The organism is Bradyrhizobium betae (assembly GCF_050632175.1).
GTDB classification, from domain to species: Bacteria; Pseudomonadota; Alphaproteobacteria; order Rhizobiales; family Xanthobacteraceae; genus Bradyrhizobium; species Bradyrhizobium betae_B.
The window spans coordinates 6,690,829-6,713,753 of record NZ_CP192576.1; the positions used below are offsets into that span (position 1 = coordinate 6,690,829).

Below are 22,925 nucleotides of genomic sequence, written 5' to 3' on the forward strand. Positions count from 1 at the left end.
CTGCCTGCAATTCGATTCTGGGGATTTCAGATGCGCTATCTCACCCTCCTCGCTTCGCTGATGTGCATGGCGCTGTCGGTCAGCGCCGCGAAGGCCGACCGCCGCGTCGCTTTCGTCGTCGGCAACGGCTCCTACAAGAACGTCGCGCAATTGCCGAACCCGCCGATCGACGCCAAGGCGATGGCGTCGACGCTGCGCAATGTCGGCTTTGAGGTGATCGAAGGATCCAACCTTAGCCGCGACCAGATGACCGAGAAGCTACTGGACTTCGGCCGCAAGGCGCAGGGCTCCGACGTCGCCGTGTTCTATTACGCCGGCCACGGTATCGCCGTCGGCGGCAGCAACTATCTCCTGCCGGTCGATGCCGACATCAAGTCGGAGATGGACGTCAAGCTCGGCGCAGCCATCAACATCGACCTGACGCTCGAGCAGACCATGGGCGATGCCAAGGTCAAGCTCGTCTTCCTCGATGCCTGCCGCGACAATCCGTTCGCCGCCAAGATCAAGTCGAACTCCGCCACCCGCAGCGTCAACGTGCAGAGCGGCCTTGCCGAGATGAAGTCCGGCGAAGGCACGCTGATCGCGTTCGCCACCGGGCCGGGCCAGACCGCGCTCGACGGTCAGGAGGGCAACAACAGCCCCTTCACCCGCGCGCTGATCGACAACATCACCAAGCCCGGCGTCGAGATCCAGCAGGCGATGACGTCGGTGCGCGCCCAGGTCAACGAAGAGACCCGCAAGGGCCAGCTTCCCTGGGGCCACACCAACCTGATCGGCGCGGTCTATCTCAACCCCTCGCAGCAGACACAGGTGGCCAACGCGGCGCCGACCGCCTCCGGCGTCGTGCCGGCAGCGGCCAGCAGCTCTGACGGCGTCGAGCTCGAGTACTGGCGTTCGGTCAAGGAATCCAACAAGTCGGAAGAGCTCAACGCCTATCTCTCGGCCTATCCGAACGGCCAGTTCAGGGCGCTGGCCCTGGCGCGGCTCGCGGCGATCAAGAGCGGCCCGTCCACGGCCACCCGCAATCTCAACTCCGGTATCGATCCGGCGACCTTCACGGATGACTCGACCCAGCTCACCGAGGACCAGATCGGCCTCGACAAGGGCCAGCGCCGCGACGTCCAGCGTCGCCTGACCGGGCTCGGCTTCGACACCAAGGTGACCGGCGTGTTCAGCGACGACACCCGCACGGTTCTGAAGCGCTGGCAGGCCGCCCGCGGCTATCCGTCGACCGGCTACCTCAACAAGCTCCAGCACAAGGCCCTGCTCTCCGAGATCGTGGCGGCACCGGCCACCGCGAGCGACGACAGCCCGAAGCCGGCGCGGCGTGCTCCGGCCCAGGCCCAGAGCGCACCGGCCCAGCACCGCAACAGCGGCGGCGGCGATGCCGGCGCGGCCTTCGTCGGCGGCGTCGTCGGCGGCATGATGGGCGGAATGTTCCGCCGCTGAGACAGGCGTCAGGCTACAACATGCAGAAGCCCGGCTCGCGCCGGGCTTTTCGTTTTCGTTGGTCGCGCTCACCGTGGGGCCGAAGTCTACTTCCCCGCAGCCTTGCGCAATGCCTGGTTGATACGGTCCTGCCAGCCGGGTCCGCCCTCCTGGAAGAACTCCAGCACGTCCTGGTCGATCCGGAGGCTGACCTGCTCCTTGATCCCCGGCGCCACGTTCGGCTTCGGCGGCGCGACGACCACTTTCGCCGTCACCTTCTTGAATGCCGCCTCGGCCTCGGTCCTGGCATCGCCCAGTGTGCGCGGTCGCCTCGGGGGTTGATCCGCCATGTCCTAGATTCCTTCAAACAGAGCCGTCGAAAGATATCGCTCGGAGAAGGATGGCACTATAGCCAGGATGGTTTTTCCCGCAGCTTCCGGCCGCTTGCCGATCTGGAGCGCCGCCGCGATCGCAGCGCCCGAGGAGATCCCGCCCGGAATGCCCTCATGCCGCGCCAGCGCGCGCGAGGTCTCGATCGCCGTCGTCGAACTGATCTTCACGATCTCGTCGATCACTGAGCGGTCGAGAATGTCGGGCACGAAGCCGGCGCCGATGCCCTGGATCTTGTGCGGCGTGTGCTGGCCGCCCGACAGCACGGGACTCTCCTCCGGCTCGACCGCGACGACGCGCAAGGACGCCTTGCGCGGCTTCAACACCTGGCCGACACCGGTGATGGTGCCGCCGGTACCGACCCCGGCGACGAAGTAATCGATGGTGCCGCCGGTATCGTTCCAGATCTCCTCCGCGGTGGTGCGGCGGTGGACCTCCGGATTGGCGAGGTTCTTGAACTGCTGCGGCATCACCGAGTTCGGCGTCGTCTTCAACAGCTCCTCGGCCGTCGCGATCGCGCCCTTCATGCCCTGCGCGGCAGGCGTCAGCACCAGCTCGGCGCCGAGAAAGGCGAGCATCTTGCGCCGCTCGATCGACATCGATTCCGGCATTACCAGCTTCAGCCGGTAACCGCGTGACGCCGCGACGAAGGCGAGCGCAATGCCGGTATTGCCGGAGGTCGGCTCGATCAGCACGGTGTCCGGCTTGACGACACCGGCCTTCTCCATCGCGATGATCATGGCCGCGCCGATGCGGTCCTTCACGCTCGCGGCCGGATTGAAATATTCAAGTTTTGCCAAAATGGTCGCGTTGACGCCGTGCACGCCCGGCAACCGTCGCAAGCGCACGATCGGGGTGTCGCCAAAAGCCTCGACAATCGAGTCATAGATCCGGCCGCGGCCGGGTTGGTGCGCTGCACCCGCGGTGGACGATGCGTCCATGATGAACTCCCTGTGACGACGATGTGCGCTTTGATCGCAGCTCTTCCGCAGTTACGGACAGCTTGCGGCGACACGCAAGCGACAATGCGGCACATGTTAAATACGCTGCATCGCAAAATCGCGTGAGCTCTAATTAGCAGAAATCCAACGCATTTGTGTTGCGACCTCGTCAACTGATTCTGCTTATGTTAGACTTAGGTTTCGAAGCAGGGAGGTCACCACGATGTCAGCAGTCGCTGAAGTGCTGTCGACCGTAGTGCAAAGGCGTGATCCGCGTTGTAGCGAGTTGCCCACCTGTCCCGTATGCGCCGACTCCATGGTCGCCGCAGAAGCCTCCGCCTACGTCTCGGACCACGTGATCAGCTATCTCTGGACCTGCGACACTTGCGGCTACGGCTTCGTGACCAAGCACGCCGTCAAGCAGCGGATCGTCTGCAACTGAGGGCCGTCACGCTTCAGCGCGGGGCGATGTCGCCCCTCGCCCAGTCCTCGCGCGTACGCTGGTAGAACTCCTCGAACGTTCCGTGTGCGATCGCGTGCCTGATGCCCTGCATCAGGAACTGGTAGTAGGCGATATTGATTTCGGACAACAGCATCGCCCCGAGCGTCTCGCCGGCCTTGACGAGATGATGAAGATAGGCGCGCGCGCAGTTGCGCGCCGACGGCCACGAACTCTCTTCGTCGAGCGGACGCGGATCGTCGGCATGGCGCGCGTTGCGCAAATTCACCTGACCGAAGCGGGTGAAGGCCACGCCATGGCGGCCGTTGCGCGTCGGCATCACGCAATCGAACATGTCGATGCCACGCTTGACGGCTTCGAGAATATCGTCCGGCGTGCCGACGCCCATCAAATAGCGCGGCCGGTCGGCCGGCAGTGCCGGCGCGGTCACGTCGATCATCGCCAGCATCACGGCCTGCGGCTCGCCGACGGCGAGGCCGCCGATCGCGTAGCCGTGGAAGCCGATCGCAGTGAGGCCTTCGGCGCTGGCATGACGGAGCTGCGGGATATCGCCGCCCTGCACGATGCCGAACAGCATGTAACCGTCAGGCGCGCTCTCGAAGGCGCGCTTGCTTCGCTCGGCCCAGCGCAGCGACAATTGCATTGCCCGGTCGATGTCGTCGCGTTCGGCCGGCAACCGCACGCATTCGTCCATCTGCATGGCAATGTCGGAGCCGAGGAAGCGCTGCACCTCGATCGAGCGCTCCGGCGACAGCTCCACCTTGGCACCGTCGATATGCGAGCGGAAAGTAACGGCGTGCTCCGTCACCTTGCGCAGGTCCGACAGCGACATCACCTGGAAGCCGCCTGAGTCCGTCAGCATCGGACCGTTCCAGCCGGTGAACTTCTGCAGGCCGCCGAGCGCGGCGATCCGCTCGGCGCCGGGACGCAGCATCAGGTGATAGGTGTTGCCGAGCACGATATCGGCGCCGGCATCGCGCACCTCGCGCCAGTGCATGCCCTTCATGGCGCCGGCGGTTCCGACTGGCATGAAGGCTGGCGTCCGCACCACGCCGTGGGGCGTGGTCAGGCGACCGGTGCGGGCGGCGCCATCGGTCGCGAGCAGTTCGAAATGATTGGGCAGATCGTTGTTTGGCAGATTCATGGCCGTGCTTATTGCGTGTCAGGCGAGGCCGATCAACCCGCTCTGGCCGCGCGATGCGTCAGAGTGGGACATATCTGACGCGGACTTGATGGCGCCGCTGCTTGCAAAATAAAACGATACAGTGTAGTTTTTACGAGGGGCTGGACGGGATGCTGCGGCAGATTTTGCCGGCGGCTGCAAATGCGTGATCGCCAGCCGCCGCCAATGCCCTCCGCTTCATGTTCGACCGAGTTGTCCGCCCCCTCGCGTGGCCAGATCAGGCAGACAGGTGCCCGCCTGATCGGATCTCTTGTGCTCGGCTGCAGCCTGGCGCTCTCCGCCTGCACCTCCCTGCCGCGCACGCCCTATACGGCTGCTGACGCCAGCACGTCGCGCGTGCTCGATATCGACGGCCTCAGGCGTTATGCCGACGACCCCGTCACCAAGTTCAGCTTCGACAAGGACATCAGCACTGCGACGAAATCCTATCTGGCACTGTCCGGCGGCGGCGCTGACGGCGCCTACGGCGTGGGTGTACTGAACGGCTGGAGCGCGGCCGGCACACGCCCTGCCTTTTCGGTCGTGTCCGGCGTGAGCACTGGCGGCCTGATCGCGCCCTTTGCCTTTCTCGGATCGCGATACGACGACACGTTGAGGGAGGTCTACACAAGTGGTATCGCCGAGAGCCTGCTGAGCGATGCCAGCATCATGCGCGTGCTGTTCGGCTCCGGCCTGTTCGGCAACAAGCGGCTGCGCGAACTGGTGGCGCGCTATGTCGGCCCGGAGATCCTGGAGCAGGTCGCCCGTGAAAACGCCAGGGGCCGCAGACTGCTGGTGGTGACGACCGATCTCGACACCCAGCGAACCGCCATCTGGGACATGGGCAAGATCGCCGCCGTGGGCACGCCGGAAGCGCTCAAACTGTTTCGCGACGTGATGGCGGCCTCCGCCAGCATTCCGCTGGTGTTTCCGCCCATCCTGATCGACGCCGAAGGCCAGGGCCGCAGATTCCAGGAGATGCATGTCGACGGCGGCGTGACCGCGCCCGTGCTGACGTTGCCGGAAGCCCTGCTCTTCCAGGACAGCCGCCTTCCGGCCAGAACGAAGTTGGACATCTACATCCTCGTCAACAAGAAGATCGAACGCAATTTCGAGCTGGTCTCCAACAGCACGATCGATGTCGCCTCGCGCAGCCTGTCGGCAATCACCCAGTCGCAGACGCGGTCGATCATCTTCTCGACCTATGATTTCGCCAAGCGCAACCATCTCGGGTTCCACCTCTCCTACATCGCGCGCGATTATCCCGCGCCGCCCTCGGAAGGCTTCGACACCGCCTATATGCGGGCGCTCTATCAGTACGGATATGAGAAAGCGGCGTCCGGCCAGGCCTGGACGTCTACGCTGCCCTAGGACTCTGGCGCCGGAACGACGTCCTTCAAGACCGTTGACGATACGGCCAATTCGGCCAGATTCGCGATGACGACCCCGTTCCTGCGCGTTATAGAGCGAATGACCATTTTTACGACCGCGCAGGAATCATTGGGCATGGGATTGGCTGCGACCAGGACGAGACCGGCCACGCCACGGCGCGACGCGCCGAAATCGCGCGGCGGACGGCCGACGAAAAGCGCCGCCATCGAGCGCGACCAGCGCCTGATAGAGGTCGCCACACGCCTGTTCCTGGACCGCGGCTTTGACGCCACCTCGCTGGACGCGGTCGCCGAAGCGGCGCGCGTGAGCAAGCCGACCGTCTATTCCCGCTACGGTGACAAGCGCGGCCTGTTTACGGCGGTGCTGAGGCGCGAGATTGCGCGATGGCTTGCCCCGCTGTCGGCAGCGGCCGAAACGCAGCTCGGCAGTTCGGCCGACATCTCCGTCGAGCAGCGGTTGGTTGAGATCGGGCGGGAAATGCTGACATTCACCTGCGGGCCCGACGCCATGGCCTTCAGCCGCATGATGACGTCACAAGCCATCAATTTCCCTGACATCGCCAAGCTCGGCAAGGAGGAAGGCTGGCTCAAGGCCGTCGCCACGACCGCGCGCTTCTTCGATCATCTGGTGGCGCAAGGTGCCCTCGACATCGAAGACACCACCATCGCGGCCGAGGTGTTTCTCGACGTCGTCGTCGGCCATACCCACCGCATGGCGACGTTCGGAACACCGATGGAAATAAAACCCGCCGAAAAGCGGATGCGCGTCGCGATCAAGCTGTTCCTGACCGGTGCGCTGGGACCGGCCGGTCGCGCCAAGGATGCAGCCAAAGCCGCCCCGCGGCGCCGTCCCTCCCGCTGACAATTCCGTGAGATTGCGGCCTGTCCCCCACAGGGAGACGCCTGCGGCATTGACCAAAATAAAACGATACGGTATGGTTTCGTTATAAGCGATACGGACTGCTTTTCACCAGCCCCAAGGTGGTCCGGACCGCTAAGATCGCCGCGACGGGTACAGCCCGCCGCGACGCTCCGCGGCCGGCCGATGCCCAAGGTCGGCCGCGAATTCTTTACGATCATCCGGCACACTCGCAGGCCGAGGGTTTCGCGCATGACGACAGCAAAACGATGGACTTCGCGACTGCTTGCGATCGCCTTGCCAGCGCTGCTCCTCGCACCGGCCGCACAGGCGGTCGTGACCGCGGGTACGCCGACCGCGCTTCACGGCAACACAGATGGTGATGCCGAGGCTGACCGCCAGGCGGTCAGCCGCGAAATCGAACGATTCCGCAGCTCCTCGATTTCGATCAGCCAGGCCATGGCGATTGCGGAAGCCCGTCACGCCGGCGCCACGACGGCGGATGTGAGTTTTGACGGAGGCTCCGGCGTGCCGGTCTACCGGGTGAAGACCCTGCACAATGACCGGATCTGGCGCCACACCATCAATGCCACGACCGGCGAGCTCATCGGCGGAGAAGCCGCCCTCCCCCTCGCCGAGCTCGACCTCGACGATCGCAGCAACCTGGCAGCGCTCGGTGCGATCAGGCACCGTCTCGCGGATGCCGTGCATGTCGCCGAGCGCGCGGCTTCGGGCAAGGCGATCAGCGGCGGGCTGGTGCGTGAAGGCGGCCGGCTGAACTTTTCGATCGTCGTCATCAGCGGCGATGACCTCAAGGAGGTCATCCTGGAGCCGCCGGGCGCTCGGGGCAAATAGCGCCGGCCACAATCCCGCCGAAAGCCATTGACGGGCGCCAGACTCTCCCGCATAAATCGCCGCCATGTTCACGACCACCAAACGCACGACCAAAACCACCACGGCCTTCGGGGCCCGGGGAGGCGTGCGCTTGTAGTCGTCGACTAAAACGCAATCAGCTTGACCGAAGCCCCGACCATGATGGTCCGGGGCTTTTTTGTTGTCTGAATCGCAATTCAATGGAGGACAAAGTGAGTAACGATCCCGTCGTCGCGATTGTCGGCGTCACCGGTGCGGTGGGCGCCGAATTCATCGCCACCATGGACAAGCGCGGCTTCCGCGTCGGCAAGCTCAAGGCGCTCGCAAGCGCCCGCTCGGCCGGCAAGACGGTATCGTTCCGCGGCAAGGACGTCGTCATCGAGGAGCTGACCGAGCGCGCCTTCGAGGGCGTCGACATCGCACTGTTCTCCGCCGGCGGCACCATCTCGAGGACGTACGCGCCGCTCGCGGTCAAGGCCGGCGCGGTCGTGGTCGACAACTCCTCCGCCTTCCGCATGGACCCGAACGTGCCGCTGGTGATCCCGGAGATCAACGCCAACCGCATCCGCGACCACAAGGGCATCATTGCGAACCCGAACTGTGCCGCGATCACCGCGCTGGTGCCGCTGTGGCCGATCCACCAGAAGAACCGCATCAAGCGCGTGATCATCTCGACCTATCAGGCGGCAAGCGGCGCCGGCGCCGCCGCGATGGACGAACTCGTCGAGTCCACCCGCGCCAACCTCAACGGGCAGGTCTATACGCCCAAGGTGATGCCGCATCCCTACGCCTTCAACCTCTTCAACCACAACACCGCGGTCGATCCCGACACCGGCTACAACGACGAAGAGACCAAGGTCATCAAGGAGACCCGCAAGATCTTCGAGGACGACAGGATCGCGATCGGCGTCACCTGTGTGCGCGTGCCGGTGCTGCGCGCCCATTGCGAGGCCATCACCTTCGAATGCGAGAAGCCGATCACCGAGGACCAGGTCCGCAGCCTGATGGCGCAGGCCCCCGGCGTGAAAGTGATCGACGACCGCGTGAAGAACTACTTCCCGATGCCGATCGACGCTTCGGGCCAGGACGATGTCCTGGTCGGCCGCATCCGCAAGGACCTCAGCGACCCCAGTGGACATTCGATCTCGATGTTCGTGGCGGCGGATCAGTTGCTCAAGGGCGCGGCGCTGAATGCGGTGCAGATCGCGGAGCTGCTGCCGCAGCGGGTGATGGCGTAACGGGAAGGTGCGTAGGGTGGGCAAAGGCGCGCAAGCGTCGTGCCCACCACTTCTCTCGCGCACTCAAGAAAGAAGGTGGGCACGCTTCGCTTTGCCCACCCTACCGCTACGACACTGCCCGAAACAGCAAACACGCATCCCCGTACGAATAGAACCGGTATTCATTCGCGATCGCGTGCGCATACGCCCGCTGCATCGTCTCGAGCCCGGAGAACGCCGACACCAGCATGAACAGCGTCGACTTCGGCAGGTGGAAATTGGTCAGCAGGATATCGACGGCGCGGAAGCGATAGCCGGGGGCGATGAAGATCGAGGTCTCGGCCGTAAACGGCTGGATGACGCCGTCCTCGCTGGCAGCACTTTCAAGCAGCCGCAATGATGTGGTGCCGACGGCGATGATGCGGCCGCCATTCTTCCGCGCGGTGTTGAGCCTCGTAGCAGTCTCGGCCGAGATCGTGCCCCACTCGGCGTGCATCTTGTGGCCGTCGGTGTCGTCCACCTTCACCGGGAGGAACGTCCCTGCCCCGACATGCAGCGTCACGCGGTTGATGCCGATGCCGCGTTCGCGCAGCGCCTGCTCCAGCGCCGGGGTGAAATGCAGGCCGGCGGTCGGAGCCGCGACCGCGCCTTCGTTCTCCGCGAACATGGTCTGGTAGTCGGCGAGGTCCTGATCGTCGGGCGTGCGCTTGGAGGCGATGTAGGGCGGCAGCGGTGGGCTGCCGAGGTCGGCGATCGCCTGGTCGAGCGCGGGCCCATGGAATGAGAATGACAGCGTCACCTCGCCCTCCGCGCCCTTGGCCTCGACCTCAGCGTCGAGATGGCCGAGCAGGCAGACCTTGCCTTCATTGCCGAAGCGGATGCGGTCGCCGGGGGTGAGCTTCTTCGCCGGCTTCACCAGTGCCTGCCAGCGCGAGCCGTCGAGGCGCTTGATCAGGGTTGCCTCGATCTTCGGCTCGGTCTCGCGGCCGATGCGGCGCCCTTTGAGCTGCGCCGCGATCACCTTGGTGTCGTTGACGACGAGCTGATCGCCCGGCCTGAGCCATTGCGGCAGGTCGGCGATGGTCCGGTCGCGCAACGCGCCGTCCTCCACGACCAGCATCTTCGCGGAGTCGCGTGGGCTTGCCGGGCGCAACGCGATGCGCTCGGCAGGCAGGTCGAAGTCGAAGAGATCAGTGCGCACGTTCGGTACCTTGTCATGCTCCGCCATCCGGTCCGGTCTTTGACCGGCCGGACGACAGGCTCCGGCGGAGCATGACGGCCATCATCACTCCGCGTCAGCGGCCATCCGCGCCTTGACGATCTTGTCGGGGTTCTGCACCGGCTCGCCGCGCTTGATCTTGTCGACGTTCTCCATGCCCTCGGTGACCTTGCCCCACACCGTGTACTGGTTGTCGAGAAAGCGGGCGTCGTCGAAGACGATGAAGAACTGGCTATCGCCGGAATCGGGACTGGCGGCACGGGCCATCGAGGTGGTGCCGCGCACATGCGGCTCCTTGTTGAACTCTGCCTTCAGCTTCTTGCCGGAGCCGCCGGTGCCGGTGCCCTGCGGGCAGCCGGTCTGCGCCATGAAGCCCTCGATCACGCGATGGAACACGATGCCGTCGTAAAAGCCCTCGCGGACCAGTTCCTTGATGCGCGCGACATGGCCGGGCGCGAGGTCAGGCCGCATCTCGATGGTGACGGGGCCCTGGGTGGTCTCGAGGATCAAGGTGTTTTCGGTGACGCTCATGCTCGTCTCTCTTGCGTTGGAGGTGAAGTCTTGTCAGGTGACGTTTTGCGGCTACGGAACTGGATCGCGAATGGACGTCCCGCGGCGGCGCCGGCCATTGCATCGGTAAATGGCATCGGCGTGCAGCGTTGCAACGCCTCCATCACCGCGATCCGGTATTGCAGCCGGTCATTGTCGGAGGCCTCCACGGATTCATAGGAAATCCTCGGATGGCCCAAAATGTTTCCGGACCGGTTAAAGCTCACGACGACGGTGATGTCGAGTGGGCGCGCCCTGCTGGCCGGTGGCGGCTTCCAGCAGGTCCGAAGATGCCGGAAGATGTCCTGGATGGTGTTGACCTCTACGTCCTCGGCAGCCGCGCCCGGGACGCCGGAGAGCAGCACCGCGGCGGCCAGCAAAAGCCTGTGGCCGCGGCGCGCCATGATCCCACCCTATTTGATGTCGGAGGCGACCTGGACCTTCACCATCTTGTCGGGATCGGTGACGCTGCCGCTGGGTGAGCCGGGCGGCGCCTTCTTCAGCTTGTCGACGACGTCCATGCCCTGCACGACTTCGCCGATCACGGTGTACTGATTGTCGAGGCTGCCGCCATCGGCGAACATGATGAAGAACTGCGAGTTGGCGGTGTCGACGCTGTCGCCGCGCCGGGCCATCCCGACGATGCCGCGTGCAAAATGCACCTTTGAGAATTCCTGCTTCAGGTTCGGATACTTCGAACCGCCGGTGCCGTTGAAATTCTGGCCGTCGCCGGTCTGCGCCATGAAGCCGTCCATGACGCGGTGGAACGGAACGTTGTTGTAATAGCCCTCGCGCGCGAGCTGCTTGATGCGCTCGGCGTGCTGGGGCGCGAGGTCGGGCCGCAGCTTGATGACGATGCGGCCCTTGGTGGTGTCGATGACGATGGCGTTGGCCTTGTCGAGATTCGCCGGCAATTGCTGCGCCACCGCCGGCACCGCGAACACAAGCGCGGCAAGAACTGCGAAAATTCGGATCATGAGAACTCCGGATCAGAGATGAAAGAGGAAACGCGCCGTTATCAGGCGAATTTTGCCTTGAGCTGTGCCGCGACGAGCGGCGGTACGAAGGCTGAGACGTCGCCGCCCATGCCGGCGATCTGACGCACCAAAGTGGCGGTGATCGGGCGGACCATGGGCGAGGCCGGCAGGAAGACCGTGTGCACCTCGGGCGCCATGGTCCCGTTCATGCCGGCGAGCTGCATTTCGTAGTCGAGATCGGTGCCGTCGCGCAGGCCACGAATCATGATGGTGGCGCCGTGCGTGCGGGCGGCTGTGACCGCGAGATCGTCGAAGGTCACGGCTTCCAGCACGCAGCCGGCCGCAGCGGCCACCGGCCCGCAGACCTCGTGCAGCATCTTGAGCCGCTCCTCGGTCGTGAACAGCGGTTTCTTGCCGGGATGGACCCCGATGGCGACCACCAGCCGGTCGCACAGGGGAACACTGTGCCGGACCACGTCCAGATGGCCGTTGGTGATGGGGTCGAAGGAACCTGGATAGAAGGCAATGCGCGGCATGGCCCCGTCCTACCGCGCCCCGCCCGGCCCGGCAAGCGGGACCGGTTCCCCGCCGGTCATTCCGCCAGGCCGTGCCGGAATCGCGCCGATTGTTTCATCCTGAGGGCCGCCACGACACAAAACGGAGCGCGAACGAAACCATTTTCGGCCTCCGCGAAGACGTCCGGAAACTGGCCATGGTTACCAATCCACCCAACGAATGACGGGCCGCACAATTGGGCGTAGCGGCCGCACCACAGGGGACCGTCAATGATCAAGACCCTCTCAGCAATTGCAATCGCCGCTTTTGTGGCGGCTGCCCTCACTGTCCTTCCCGGCTTCGCTCCATCAGTCGAAGCGAGCGTCCCGCAGCCGCTCGCCAAGGGCGACCGGCTCGATATCCGCACCATCGGCAAGGACTGCTCGCAGCAGGCATGGCCAAACTTCGAAGCCTCATGCCTGCGTCGCGCCGGCACCAAGACCAACATTCGCGAGGCGCGCCTGGTGACGGCTGACCGCACGCCGTAGGCGGACTGTCAGCTTCGCGTCACATAAATCCCATGGATATTTGCGACGTCCCGTCGCAGAGTGCCTGATGCACGCGCCCGTCGGAATGGCCCGCCGGGCGCGATCCCATTCGAGGGGTTGTACTTGTCGAGCACGCCCGCGGTCGCTTCCGACCATCATCCGGCCCCTCTCCCGATAGCCATGACCATGGGCGCCCTCGGGGTGGTCTATGGCGATATCGGCACCAGCCCCTCTACGCCCTCAAGGAAGCCGCCAAAGCGGCCGCTCACGGCGGCACATTGAGCCACGACGCTGTTCTGGGGATTGCCTCGCTGATCCTGTGGGCGCTGCTGCTGATCATCTCGTTCAAATATGCGCTGCTGATCCTGCGCGCGGACAATCGCGGCGAAGGCGGCATCGTCGCGCTGCTGGCGCTGCTGCATGCCCGCCACGCCCAACCCGGCACCTGGCGCGCCCATCTGCTGGTGGTGGGCCTGATCGGCGCCGCCCTGCTCTATGGCGACGGCGCGATCACGCCGGCGATCTCGGTGCTATCAGCGATCGAAGGCCTCAAGGTCGACGCCCCCTCGCTCGCACCAGTGGTCGTACCCATCACTGTCGTCATCCTGATCGGGCTGTTCATGATGCAGAAGCAAGGCACCGGCTTCATCGGCCGCATTTTCGGGCCGGTCATGATGGTCTGGTTCGTCGTGCTCGCCGCGCTCGGTATCCACGGCATCGTCAAGGCGCCCGCGGTGCTGGCCGCGCTCAGCCCGCTCTATGCCTTCGAATTCCTGATCCACCAGGATTTCCACGTCTCCTTCGCCATCCTCGGAGCGGCCTTCCTGGCGGTGACCGGCGGCGAGGCCATGTACGCCGACATGGGGCATTTCGGCCGATTCCCGATCCGCCTCGCCTGGTTCGCAATCTGCCTGCCGGCGCTGGTGCTGAACTATTTCGGCCAGGCCGCGCTGCTCATCACCGATCCCACCATGATCGAGAACCCGTTCTTCCAGCTCTGCCCCGACGCCCTGCACTATCCGCTGGTCGCCTTCTCCGCGGTCGCGACCGTGATCGCATCGCAGGCGATCATCTCCGGCGTGTTCTCGCTGACCCAGCAGTCGATCCAGCTCGGATTCCTGCCGCGCATGCAGATCCGCCACACCCAGAGCGACGCCATCGGCCAGATCTACGTGCCGCTGGTGAACTGGCTGCTCGCCGCCGCAACGCTTGGCGCGGTGCTGAGCTTCGGCACCTCGGACGCGCTCGCCGGCGCCTACGGCATCGCTGTGTCGCTGCTGATGGCGATCACCACGCTGCTGGCCGCGCTGCTCGCGATCCAGTGGGGTTTTTCGCCCTGGCTCGTCGTGGCCGTGAACGGCTCCTTCTTCGTGATCGATCTGATCTTCTTCTCGGCCAACTCGATCAAGCTGTTCGAAGGCGGCTGGTTTCCATTGCTGCTCGCGGGGATCGTCGCCTTCCTGATGCTGACCTGGCGGGCCGGCGTGAAGCTGGTCGAGGCCGCGCGCGCGGCTGCGCCAGCCCGAGGAGGATTTGATCGAGACCGCGGTCAACAAGTGCAGCGCAAGGCTGCCCGGGACCGCCGTGTTCCTGGCTTCTGCGCCGAAAGGCGTGCCGCTGACACTCACGCAATTCGTCAAGCACAACCACGTCCTGCACGAGCGCGTCATCCTCGTCACGGTCCTGATCGAAGATGCCCCTCACATTGCCGACGAGGAGCGCGCCGAGGTGATTGAGATCATCACCGGCATCACCCGCGTGATCCTGCATTACGGCTTCATGCAGAACCCGACGATCTATGACGGGCTCAAGCTCACCTGCCGCCAGGGCAAGCTGCCCGGCATCGACCCCTCCGACGTCACCTACTACGTCGGCCGCGAGACCATCATCCCGCGCGAGGACGTGCCGGGCATGTGGGTCTGGCGCGAAGGTGTGTTCGCATTCCTCCAGCGCAACGCCGAACGCTCCGCGGCGTTCTTCGGCGTGCCGACCAAGCAGGTGGTGGAATTCGGGACGGAGCTGGAGATCTAGGTCGCGCCGGCGAAACCGCCACGGCGCCTCAAATTGTACGGGAGTCGTTGAGCGGTTGGAACGCGCCGAGCGGACCGTATCGCAGCGTCGTCAAAAAGGCTTCATGGCGCCGCTCGATATCGTGAAGGTCGGCCGGCGTCGAAACATTTCGGCGGGCATCTCCCGCGACCAGGTCGGCATGCACCTTCAGGGAAATCATACGGGTGTGATCGCGCTCTGCGCTGACGACCGCCGTTAGGACGTCGAGAATGCGAATCAGAACGACTGCATTGGCAGATGCGTTTTGCCGTATCATGTGAAACATGACGTTGAGCAGGCCGTCATACTGAATGCTCGGAACGACCAGCGCCGGACAGCCGTCGCGCATCACAACCCCGGTCGGCAGCTTCAGCGGGACCATCTGGCACAAGGCTGCCCCGAGCCGGTCAAGCGCGCTCATGGCGGTATGAGGATCGTTGATCCCCGGCGACAAGGCGCGGACCGCCACTTCGACCAGTTGCCGGACGGCGAATTCGAGATCGGCCGAACTCACGCGTTGCTGGCCGAGGGCCGTCGCGTTTCGGATTGCGGCGGCAGCGCCCTCGACCGGAGGAACGATCACCGCGATCGGCGCGCCTGGAAAGACATGATGCCCGGGCCTCACCAGCATCCGTATCGAGGTCTTGTGTTCGGTCGCCCAGTCCGCGAGCCCCTGATCGTCGATGTGCAGCAAATAGCCCTGCCGGGAATCATCGACGGCGGCGCCGTTGCTCCAGAAATCGTTTGGAGGTGGGTCGGCTTGCGGCTTTTCCGTCGTCAGCCTCACAATGGCTGACTGGACCTCGTCGCTCACGAGCTCAATGACAGTGTCGACATTGATCCGGCCGGCCATGTGTCCGACGAAATAGACCAGCGTGGCGACGCAAACGAAGGCCAGAATGATAGCAACGGTGAGCGAGAGATGCGGGATGAAGGCTCCCTCATCCTGCGTGCGCACACTGCGGAGGACGATCAGTGTGTACGAAAACGTTCCGAGAAAAGCGCCAAGCGTAAACTGGTTGCCGCGATCCTTGGTAAAATTCCGCAGCAGCCGGGGCCCCATCTGACCGGCGGCCAGCGAGAGCGCCGCAATCGTGATTGAAAACACCGTGCCGGCGACGCCGATGGTCGAAGACGCGACGGCCCCGAGCAACGTCCTCGCGCCGGTCGCTCCACCGTCGTAAAGCCAGCCCTCGAGAAGCCAGCGCGGAAGTAGATCGCTGCGGTCAAGCCGAACCAGGGCGAACGCGGTCAGCACCGCCGCGAGCACGATCAAGGCAGGCAGCACCCAGAACGACTCGGATAGATCGTCCAGCAGCTTGCGGAGGCGAGCGGTCACTGACGCAATCTCCCGGGCACGTTGACCGCCACACTCTGGAGGAGGCAAGTCGAAGCGGCAAACTCAATCGAAGAAAATTGAACCCAAACAAACGCGGAGCCGCGATCATCTCGCGGCTCCTTCCATCATATCGTTTATACGACCTCACGGGCAGCTGTGGCGCTGACCGTCAAAGCCGAGATATGTCCCCGAAGCGGGATCGTAGGACTTGTATCGCTGAGCGCAGTAGCCGTCACCGTTCGCACGCGCCTGGCTGTTGGCGATTGCGCCTCCGATGATCGCACCGGCGGCCAAACCGCCGAGCACCGCAGCACCGTTGCCGTGATGACGATAACCGTAACCGCGGTCGTAGCCATAGCCGCCGTATCGTCGGCCTCCGTCATGGTGCCGCCCGCCATGATGGCGATATTGAACCGTCTCGACGTTCGATCCGCGCTGCATTTGCCCCGGCGCATGATCCAGCATCAGCGGTGCAGCCGATGCCGACTGAACCGCGAACAGAGGGGCCGAACCAAACAATGCCGCCGCGATGATCGTTGTAAACCGTCTCATGAATAACTCCTCATCCGATAGATGAAGGGCCAACGATCCCGCCCAACCGCCGTTCCCGGACATGGAAGGGGTTTAATGTATAGCGTCACATGGTCACACGTCATGTATCGTCTTGCGCTCGCCCAACCTCGGCCTGACCGGCCATCGCGGTTTTAACGAAGGAGCTGCCCTTGTTTTCTTTGCTTGAACTCGCAGCGATTCTTCTGACGCTGTCAGCGACATTCGGCTGGCTCAACCACAAATTCGTTCCCCTGCCCCACACGATCGGACTGCTCGTCATGAGCGTCGTGACGTCGGTCATCATGGTGGTGATCGACCTCGCATTCCCCGAGCAGCATCTCTTCGAGCAGCTTACGGCAGTGTTGCTGCAGATCGACTTCAGCTCTGTCGTCATGAACAGCATGCTGGGGTTTCTGTTGTTCGCCGGAGCGCTTCACGTCGACCTCGGCAAGCTGCGCAGCCGGGCGATTCCCGTCGCAATCCTCGCCGTTTTCGGCACGCTGATTTCGACGGCCGCCATAGGGGTGGGAATATGGGCCGCAGCCCGATTTCTCGGCCACCCCATGGCACTCGCCTGGGCGCTCGTGTTCGGTGCCTTGATCAGCCCGACCGACCCCGTCGCCGTGCTCAGCGTACTAAAAAACGTCAGGGTGCCGGCCAGCCTGGAGGTTGAAATGCAGGGCGAGTCCTTGTTCAACGACGGCGTCGGAATCGTTCTGTTTGTCATCCTGCTGAGATTTGCGGCCGGCGATGGCGCTGAAACCAGTGGATCGGCGATTGTCGAGCTGCTGCTGCTCGAGGCGGGCGGCGGTTTGCTCCTCGGGCTGATGACCGGCTATCTCGCCTATCAGGCGATGCGGTTCATTGACGACTATCCGATCGAAGTCTTGATTTCACTCGCCCTGGTCACGGGTACCTACGCCTTGGCCCAGCGGCTTCACGTCAGCGGTCCACTTTCAGTGGTCGCGGCAGGACTGCTGATAGGCGATCGCGGCTCCCGTTTTGCCATGAGCGATCGAACGCGCACTTACGTTTTTGCCCTCTGGACGTTGATCGACGAGATCCTCAACTCGGTCCTGTTTCTCCTGATCGGGCTCGAGGTGCTGGTGCTGCGTTTCGAGCCGTCGGCATTGGCCGTGGCGATCGCGACTATTCCGATCGCCCTCGGCGCCCGCCTGCTTGCCGTCGCCACACCGCCCCTCCTGTTCGCCCGGGCCAACCTGATGTCGGTGCACAACGTGCCCTTCCTCACCTGGGCGGGGGTGCGTGGCGGTATCTCCGTTGCGCTTGCGCTATCCGTGCCGGACAGCACGGACAAACCGACGATCCTGGCCGCAACTTATGCCGTGGTCCTGTTCAGCATCATCGTCCAGGGCTCCACCCTCGGCGTCGTCGCCAAGTGGACAATCCGACCAGACACCGATGGGGAGCCCCACAGCGCGCAAGAAGTCGATCGCAACGAGAAGGAGGCAAGCGAACACTGACGACGTCGCGATGGTGCCGGACGAACATTCCGACACCCCCAAGTCAACACGCATTCAGCCTGCGCCGTCGAGGCCCCTCCCCCGATGAGACCCGGGGCCGTTACTCCCCGTTCGCCCCATTCCCGCTCTCGGCCTCTTCCGTGATGTGCTCGACCGACACCACGTGCTCGTCCTCGGCGGTGTCGAACACGATCACGCCTTGCGTCGAGCGGCCGGCGATGCGGATGCCTTCGACCGGGCAGCGGATCAGCTGGCCCTTGTCGGTGACCAGCATGATCTGATCAGCGTCCTCCACGGGGAAAGACGCGACCAGGTTGCCGTTGCGGTTGTTGACGCTCATGGCGACGATGCCTTTGCCGCCGCGGCCCGTCGTGCGGTACTCGTAGGACGAGGTCCGCTTGCCAAAGCCGTTGACGGAGACGGTGAGCACGACCTGCTCTGCCGCCGACATCTCGACATAGCGCTCCGGCGGAAGCTGGAAGCTGCCGGAGGTCGTCTCTTCGGCCTCGGCGTCCACTGCCGGCTCCTCTGCCGTGGCTTCGCCGGCGACCGCACGGCGCATCTTCAGATAGGCCGAGCGTTCGTCCGAGGACGTCTCGACGTGGCGCAGGATCGCCAGCGAGATCACCTTGTCGCCCTCGGCAAGCGCAATGCCTCGCACGCCCATGGAGGTGCGCCCGGTGAACACACGAACGTCGGTGACCGGGAAGCGGATGCACTGGCCGCCGGCTCCGGTGAGCAGCACGTCGTCGTGCTCGGTGCAGATCTGCACGTCCACGATCGCTTCGCTCTCGTCGAGCTTCATGGCGATGATGCCGGAGCGGCGGACGTCGACGAAGTCGGACAGCTTGTTGCGCCGGACGTTGCCGCCGGTGGTCGCGAACATCACGTCGAGATTACCCCACGTGGATTCATCCTCGGGCAGCGGCATGATGGTGGTGATGCGCTCGCCCTGCTCCAGCGGCAGGATGTTGATCAGCGCCTTGCCGCGCGCGTTTGGCGCGGCCATCGGCAGCCGCCAGACCTTTTCCTTGTAGACCTGGCCGCGTGACGAGAAGAACAACACCGGCGTGTGCGTGGAGGCCACGAACAGGCGGCTGACGAAATCCTCGTCGCGGGTCTGCATGCCCGCGCGGCCCTTGCCGCCGCGGCGCTGGGCGCGATAGGCCGACAGCGGCACGCGCTTGACGTAGCCGGCGTGGGAGACGGTAACGACCATGTCCTCGCGCTGGATCAGGTCCTCGTCCTCGACCTCGCCTTCCTGCTCGATGATCAACGTCTTGCGCGGGGTAGCGAACTCGGCCTTCACCTCGGCAAGCTCGGTCTTGATGATGCCGAGCACGCGCTCGCGCGAGCGCAGGATGTCGAGATAGTCGGCGATCTCGACGGCAAGTTTGGAGAGTTCGTCGCCGATCTCCTCACGGCCGAGAGCGGTCAGGCGCTGCAGGCGCAGGTCGAGGATGGCCCTCGCCTGCTCCATCGACAGCCGGATCGTGCCGTCATCGCTGATGCGGTGGCGCGGATCGTCGATCAGCGTCAGCATGTCCTCGACGTCACGGGCCGGCCAGTCGCGCGACATCAGGGTGTCGCGGGCGGTGGTCGGGTCGGGAGAGGTCCGGATGACGCGGATCATCTCGTCGATGTTGGCGACGGCGATGGCGAGACCCACCAGGATATGGGCGCGGTCACGCGCCTTGGCGAGCAGGAACTTGGTGCGCCGCGTGACGACCCGTTCGCGGAAATCGACGAAGATCGCCAGCAGGTCCTTCAGATGCATGATCCGCGGACGGCCGCTATCGAGCGCCACCATGTTGACGCCAAAGCTCGTCTGCAGCGGCGTGAATCGATAGAGCTGGTTCAGCACCACGTCCGGCACGGCGTCGCGCTTCAATTCGATGACGACGCGGTAGCCGTCGCGGTCGGATTCATCGCGCAGGTCGCCGATGCCCTCGATCTTCTTTTCCTTGACCAGCTCGGCGATGCGCTCGACCATCGTCGCCTTGTTCACCTGGTAGGGATCTCGGTGATGATGATCGCCTCGCGCTCCTTGCGGATGGTCTCGATCGCGACCTTGCCGCGCATCATGATCGAGCCGCGGCCGAGGTGATAGGCGGCGCGGATGCCCGCACGCCCGAGAATGACGCCGCCGGTCGGAAAATCCGGTCCGGGCACGATGTTGATGAGTTCGTCGACGGTGAGCGCGGGATTGTCGATCAGCGCCACGCAGGCGTCGATGACCTCGCCGAGATTGTGCGGCGGAATGTTCGTGGCCATGCCGACCGCGATGCCGCCCGCGCCGTTGACCAGGAGGTTCGGGAACTTGGCCGGAAGTACCGACGGCTCGGTCTCGTTGTTGTCGTAGTTCGGCTGGAAATCGACGGTGTCCTTGTCGATGTCGGCCAGCAGAGCCAGCGCCGACTTGGTCAGGCGCGCCTCGGTGTAACGATAGGCAGCCGGAGGATCGCCGTCGACCGAGCCGAAATTGCCCTGACCGTCGATCAGCGGCACCCGCATCGAGAAGTCCTGCGCCATGCGGACCATGGCGTCGTAGATCGACTGGTCGCCGTGCGGATGATACTTACCGATGACGTCACCGACCACGCGGGCGGATTTGACGTACTTCTTGTCGGGCGTGTGGCCCTGCTCGTGCATCGAGTACAGGATGCGCCGGTGCACCGGCTTCAGGCCGTCGCGTGCATCGGGCAGCGCCCGCGCCACGATCACGCTCATGGCGTAGTCGAGATACGACTTCTTCATCTCCTCGAAGATGGAGACGGGTCGAATATCCGAGGGTTGCGCCGGCTGGTCGCCGGGCTTGTCGTCGTCGTCAGCCAAGGGGAATCCGGTGAGGTTTTATCTGGGAATCATATAGCGCATCCCCCCTGATAACCACCCTTGCGGCGGTCAGGGAAGCGCTTTTCCGCTTATTTTTCCAACGACTTACGGCCTAACAAGCAACGCCCTGGACGAACCCGGAATCGGCCTTTCCCGAGCCGCCCGCACCGCCGGACAAGTCGCGCGGCGAGCCCACCCGTCAGCCCGTTTGCCGATCAGCGATCCAAGCTCACCTTGGACATGAAGCGGGCCCGGAAATCCCGAGCCCTTCCTGCCGATTAGTGAGATTTGCTCATACGAGACGGGAAGCGCCGCCGATCCTGCCGGCGCGTCCTCGTCGTGCGACCGCCGTTCTCAGAACGGGATGTCGTCGTCCATGTCGCTGTTGCGGCCGCCGCCACCGCCGGCGGCAACCGCACGGCGCGGCGCGCTGCTGACGGGACCGGACGAGCCGAAATCGCCGCCCGACTCGTCGCCGAAGCTTCCGCCTCCGCCGCCGCTGCGGCCGTCGAGCATCGTCAGCGTGGAGTTGAAGCCCTGCAGCACGACCTCGGTGGAGTACTTCTCGACGCCCGCCTGGTCGGTCCATTTGCGGGTCTGGAGCGCGCCCTCGATGTAAACCTTGGCGCCTTTCTTCAGGTACTGCTCGGCAACCTTGCAGAGCCCCTCATTGAAGATCACGACGCGGTGCCACTCGGTCTTTTCCTTGCGCTCGCCGCTGTTCTTATCACGCCAGGTCTCGGAGGTCGCGATGCTCAAATTCGCGATCGGCCGCCCGTCCTGGGTGCGGCGAATTTCAGGATCCTTGCCGAGATTTCCAACCAGAATGACCTTGTTGACGCTTCCCGCCATGCCGCTCTCCACTCCGAAATGCCACTGAATCTCAAAGGCGGGGTCCGCGCGAAACGGTCCTCTGCCACCCTGTTGAGGCGAACCCTATACGCTCGCGAGGGCGGATCAGCCCGTCACCCCTCAGGTTATCCCCACATATAGCATCGACGAGGGATTTGTTCCAGATTTGTTCTCACCCATTTGTGGGCGAGTGGCTGCTCAATAAGCCGGCAGGGGCGGAACCAAAATTGGACTCGTGCGACGGAACCCGATGGAACCTTTTTGGGTTCCCTTAAAATCGAAAAATCACTTAACATTCATTTACTTAGTTCCATTTCGTTGGTTCGCGACTGTGGTATTTCGGAGACGGACTCTGGCGCCAAATCGGGCTAGCTTTGCCTCGGAATTAGATCGTATGGGCATCGCGCCTGATGGTCCGCTTTGGGGAATTTGTGAAGCGGACAAACATGGGAGAGACCGTAATGAACAAAACTTTGCTGGTTGCATTTGGTGCCGCTGCGTTGGGCCTGGCCGCTCCTGCGAATGCGGCTGATATGGCCGCGCGTCCCTACACCAAGGCGCCGATGGTGGCTCCGGCCCCCATCTACAACTGGACCGGCTTCTACGCTGGTGTTCAGGGCGGCGGCGGCTGGGGCCGTAGCGACGAGACCTTCTTCGACGCTGTGAACACACCGATTTTCGCTGGCACTCAGAGGTATGACACCAGCGGCGGCTTCGTCGGCGGCGTGTTCGGCTACAATTGGCAGCAGGGCCCGGCCGTCTTCGGCATCGAGGGCGATTATCACTGGGCTGACATCAGCGGCCGTTCGGCCGAGATCAATGCCGGCGTCGGCGACACCTACTTCACGAAGATTCGCGGCTTCGGCGACATCAAGGGCCGTCTCGGCTATTCGACCGGTCCCGCCCTCTGGTTCGTCAGCGGCGGTGCCGCGGTCGGTGACATCCAGCACCGCTATGATGGCGTTCCAGGAAACGTCTTCGTCCAGAACGACTGGCGTTGGGGTTGGACGGTGGGTGCCGGCGCGGAATACATGTTCGCGCCGAACTGGTCGGCCAAGGTCGAATACAACTACATCGACTTCGGCAAGAGCTCGATCCAGTACAGTGGCATCCCCACGGATCGTTCGGAGTGGAAAGATACCGTCCACACCATCAAGGCAGGCGTGAACTATCACTTCAACTGGGGTGGCCCGGTCGCCGCGCGATATTGATATCCTTCTGATATCACTTGGACATCAAAGGCCGGCCTCGCGCCGGCCTTTTTGCTGCGCGCAAGCCGCCGGATTAGTGCGTCAGTAACCATTA

The 22,925-nt window shown here is 64.1% G+C and carries 20 protein-coding genes and 2 pseudogenes; 10 read left to right on the forward strand and 12 right to left on the reverse strand.

Annotated elements, in window-relative coordinates; all coding sequences use genetic code 11:
- The first annotated feature begins 30 nt into the window (after positions 1–30).
- Positions 31–1,449: a caspase family protein gene (locus ACQ86E_RS32200; RefSeq protein WP_431203375.1), complete on the forward strand. Its 1,419-nt coding sequence runs from the start codon at positions 31–33 to the stop codon at positions 1,447–1,449.
- Between the two features lie 86 nt (positions 1,450–1,535).
- Here ACQ86E_RS32200 and ACQ86E_RS32205 read toward each other — a convergent pair whose 3' ends face one another.
- Together ACQ86E_RS32205 and cysK are read right to left on the reverse strand one after the other, a co-directional pair.
- Complete coding sequence (locus tag ACQ86E_RS32205) at positions 1,536–1,778, reverse strand: BrnA antitoxin family protein (RefSeq protein ID WP_431203376.1); 243 nt, start codon at positions 1,776–1,778, stop codon at positions 1,536–1,538.
- Between the two features lie 3 nt (positions 1,779–1,781).
- Entirely contained in the window at positions 1,782–2,759 is a 978-nt protein-coding gene (cysK, locus tag ACQ86E_RS32210; RefSeq protein ID WP_431203377.1) for a cysteine synthase A, read from the reverse strand.
- A gap of 223 nt (positions 2,760–2,982) precedes the next feature.
- Between cysK and ACQ86E_RS32215 the strand changes: the two genes are divergently transcribed.
- Positions 2,983–3,201: a hypothetical protein gene (locus ACQ86E_RS32215; protein ID WP_431203378.1), complete on the forward strand. Its 219-nt coding sequence runs from the start codon at positions 2,983–2,985 to the stop codon at positions 3,199–3,201.
- A 13-nt stretch (positions 3,202–3,214) separates the two neighbouring features.
- On the opposite strand, the gene tgt is transcribed toward ACQ86E_RS32215, so the two are convergent.
- Positions 3,215–4,363, reverse strand: coding sequence for a tRNA guanosine(34) transglycosylase Tgt (gene tgt, locus ACQ86E_RS32220; RefSeq protein ID WP_431203379.1), 1,149 nt, complete (start codon positions 4,361–4,363; stop codon positions 3,215–3,217).
- A 180-nt stretch (positions 4,364–4,543) separates the two neighbouring features.
- Here tgt and ACQ86E_RS32225 point away from each other — a divergent pair, with 180 nt between their 5' ends.
- The 4 genes from ACQ86E_RS32225 (at position 4,544) to ACQ86E_RS32240 (ending at position 8,742) form a co-directional block, all read left to right on the forward strand.
- Positions 4,544–5,752, forward strand: a complete 1,209-nt coding sequence (locus ACQ86E_RS32225; RefSeq protein WP_431203380.1) for a patatin-like phospholipase family protein — start codon at positions 4,544–4,546, stop codon at positions 5,750–5,752.
- A gap of 135 nt (positions 5,753–5,887) precedes the next feature.
- Entirely contained in the window at positions 5,888–6,634 is a 747-nt protein-coding gene (locus ACQ86E_RS32230; RefSeq protein WP_431206624.1) for a TetR/AcrR family transcriptional regulator, read from the forward strand.
- A gap of 249 nt (positions 6,635–6,883) precedes the next feature.
- Positions 6,884–7,486 carry a PepSY domain-containing protein gene (locus ACQ86E_RS32235; protein WP_431203381.1) on the forward strand — a complete coding sequence of 201 codons (603 nt, stop codon included), beginning with the start codon at positions 6,884–6,886 and terminating at the stop codon, positions 7,484–7,486.
- Between the two features lie 218 nt (positions 7,487–7,704).
- Entirely contained in the window at positions 7,705–8,742 is a 1,038-nt protein-coding gene (locus tag ACQ86E_RS32240; RefSeq protein WP_431203382.1) for an aspartate-semialdehyde dehydrogenase, read from the forward strand.
- Between the two features lie 106 nt (positions 8,743–8,848).
- On the opposite strand, the gene queA is transcribed toward ACQ86E_RS32240, so the two are convergent.
- The 5 genes from queA to coaD form a co-directional block, all read right to left on the reverse strand.
- Positions 8,849–9,922, reverse strand: a complete 1,074-nt coding sequence (gene queA / locus ACQ86E_RS32245; protein WP_431203383.1) for a tRNA preQ1(34) S-adenosylmethionine ribosyltransferase-isomerase QueA — start codon at positions 9,920–9,922, stop codon at positions 8,849–8,851.
- Positions 9,923–10,006: 84 nt separating this feature from the next.
- Positions 10,007–10,471 (reverse strand): peptidylprolyl isomerase, encoded by a 465-nt coding sequence (locus ACQ86E_RS32250; protein ID WP_071913717.1) that lies wholly within the window; start codon positions 10,469–10,471, stop codon positions 10,007–10,009.
- Complete coding sequence (locus tag ACQ86E_RS32255; RefSeq protein WP_431203384.1) at positions 10,468–10,893, reverse strand: hypothetical protein; 426 nt, start codon at positions 10,891–10,893, stop codon at positions 10,468–10,470. Before ACQ86E_RS32255 ends, ACQ86E_RS32250 begins: the two co-directional genes overlap by 4 nt.
- A gap of 9 nt (positions 10,894–10,902) precedes the next feature.
- Positions 10,903–11,466 (reverse strand): peptidylprolyl isomerase, encoded by a 564-nt coding sequence (locus ACQ86E_RS32260; RefSeq protein WP_143845551.1) that lies wholly within the window; start codon positions 11,464–11,466, stop codon positions 10,903–10,905.
- A 41-nt stretch (positions 11,467–11,507) separates the two neighbouring features.
- Positions 11,508–12,002: a pantetheine-phosphate adenylyltransferase gene (coaD, locus tag ACQ86E_RS32265; protein WP_431203385.1), complete on the reverse strand. Its 495-nt coding sequence runs from the start codon at positions 12,000–12,002 to the stop codon at positions 11,508–11,510.
- Between the two features lie 249 nt (positions 12,003–12,251).
- Between coaD and ACQ86E_RS32270 the strand changes: the two genes are divergently transcribed.
- Positions 12,252–12,509, forward strand: a complete 258-nt coding sequence (locus ACQ86E_RS32270) for a hypothetical protein (protein WP_431203386.1) — start codon at positions 12,252–12,254, stop codon at positions 12,507–12,509.
- 180 nt (positions 12,510–12,689) lie between these two features.
- Positions 12,690–14,540: pseudogene (locus ACQ86E_RS32275) on the forward strand (potassium transporter Kup).
- Positions 14,541–14,568: 28 nt separating this feature from the next.
- On the opposite strand, the gene ACQ86E_RS32280 reads toward ACQ86E_RS32275, so the two are convergent.
- Together ACQ86E_RS32280 and ACQ86E_RS32285 are read right to left on the reverse strand one after the other, a co-directional pair.
- Positions 14,569–15,897: a DUF2254 domain-containing protein gene (locus ACQ86E_RS32280; protein ID WP_431203387.1), complete on the reverse strand. Its 1,329-nt coding sequence runs from the start codon at positions 15,895–15,897 to the stop codon at positions 14,569–14,571.
- Between the two features lie 144 nt (positions 15,898–16,041).
- Complete coding sequence (locus ACQ86E_RS32285) at positions 16,042–16,449, reverse strand: BA14K family protein (protein ID WP_431203388.1); 408 nt, start codon at positions 16,447–16,449, stop codon at positions 16,042–16,044.
- Positions 16,450–16,619: 170 nt separating this feature from the next.
- Here ACQ86E_RS32285 and ACQ86E_RS32290 point away from each other — a divergent pair, with 170 nt between their 5' ends.
- Positions 16,620–17,933 (forward strand): cation:proton antiporter, encoded by a 1,314-nt coding sequence (locus tag ACQ86E_RS32290; RefSeq protein ID WP_431203389.1) that lies wholly within the window; start codon positions 16,620–16,622, stop codon positions 17,931–17,933.
- A 100-nt stretch (positions 17,934–18,033) separates the two neighbouring features.
- Here the strand turns inward: ACQ86E_RS32290 and gyrA are convergent.
- Positions 18,034–20,768: pseudogene (gyrA, locus tag ACQ86E_RS32295) on the reverse strand (DNA gyrase subunit A).
- Positions 20,769–21,122: 354 nt separating this feature from the next.
- Positions 21,123–21,620 carry a single-stranded DNA-binding protein gene (locus ACQ86E_RS32300; RefSeq protein ID WP_431203390.1) on the reverse strand — a complete coding sequence of 166 codons (498 nt, stop codon included), beginning with the start codon at positions 21,618–21,620 and terminating at the stop codon, positions 21,123–21,125.
- 461 nt (positions 21,621–22,081) lie between these two features.
- Here ACQ86E_RS32300 and ACQ86E_RS32305 point away from each other — a divergent pair, with 461 nt between their 5' ends.
- The gene (locus ACQ86E_RS32305; protein WP_431203391.1) at positions 22,082–22,831 is read left to right on the forward strand and encodes an outer membrane protein; all 750 of its coding nucleotides are present in this window, start codon (positions 22,082–22,084) and stop codon (positions 22,829–22,831) included.
- Positions 22,832–22,925: the final 94 nt, after the last annotated feature.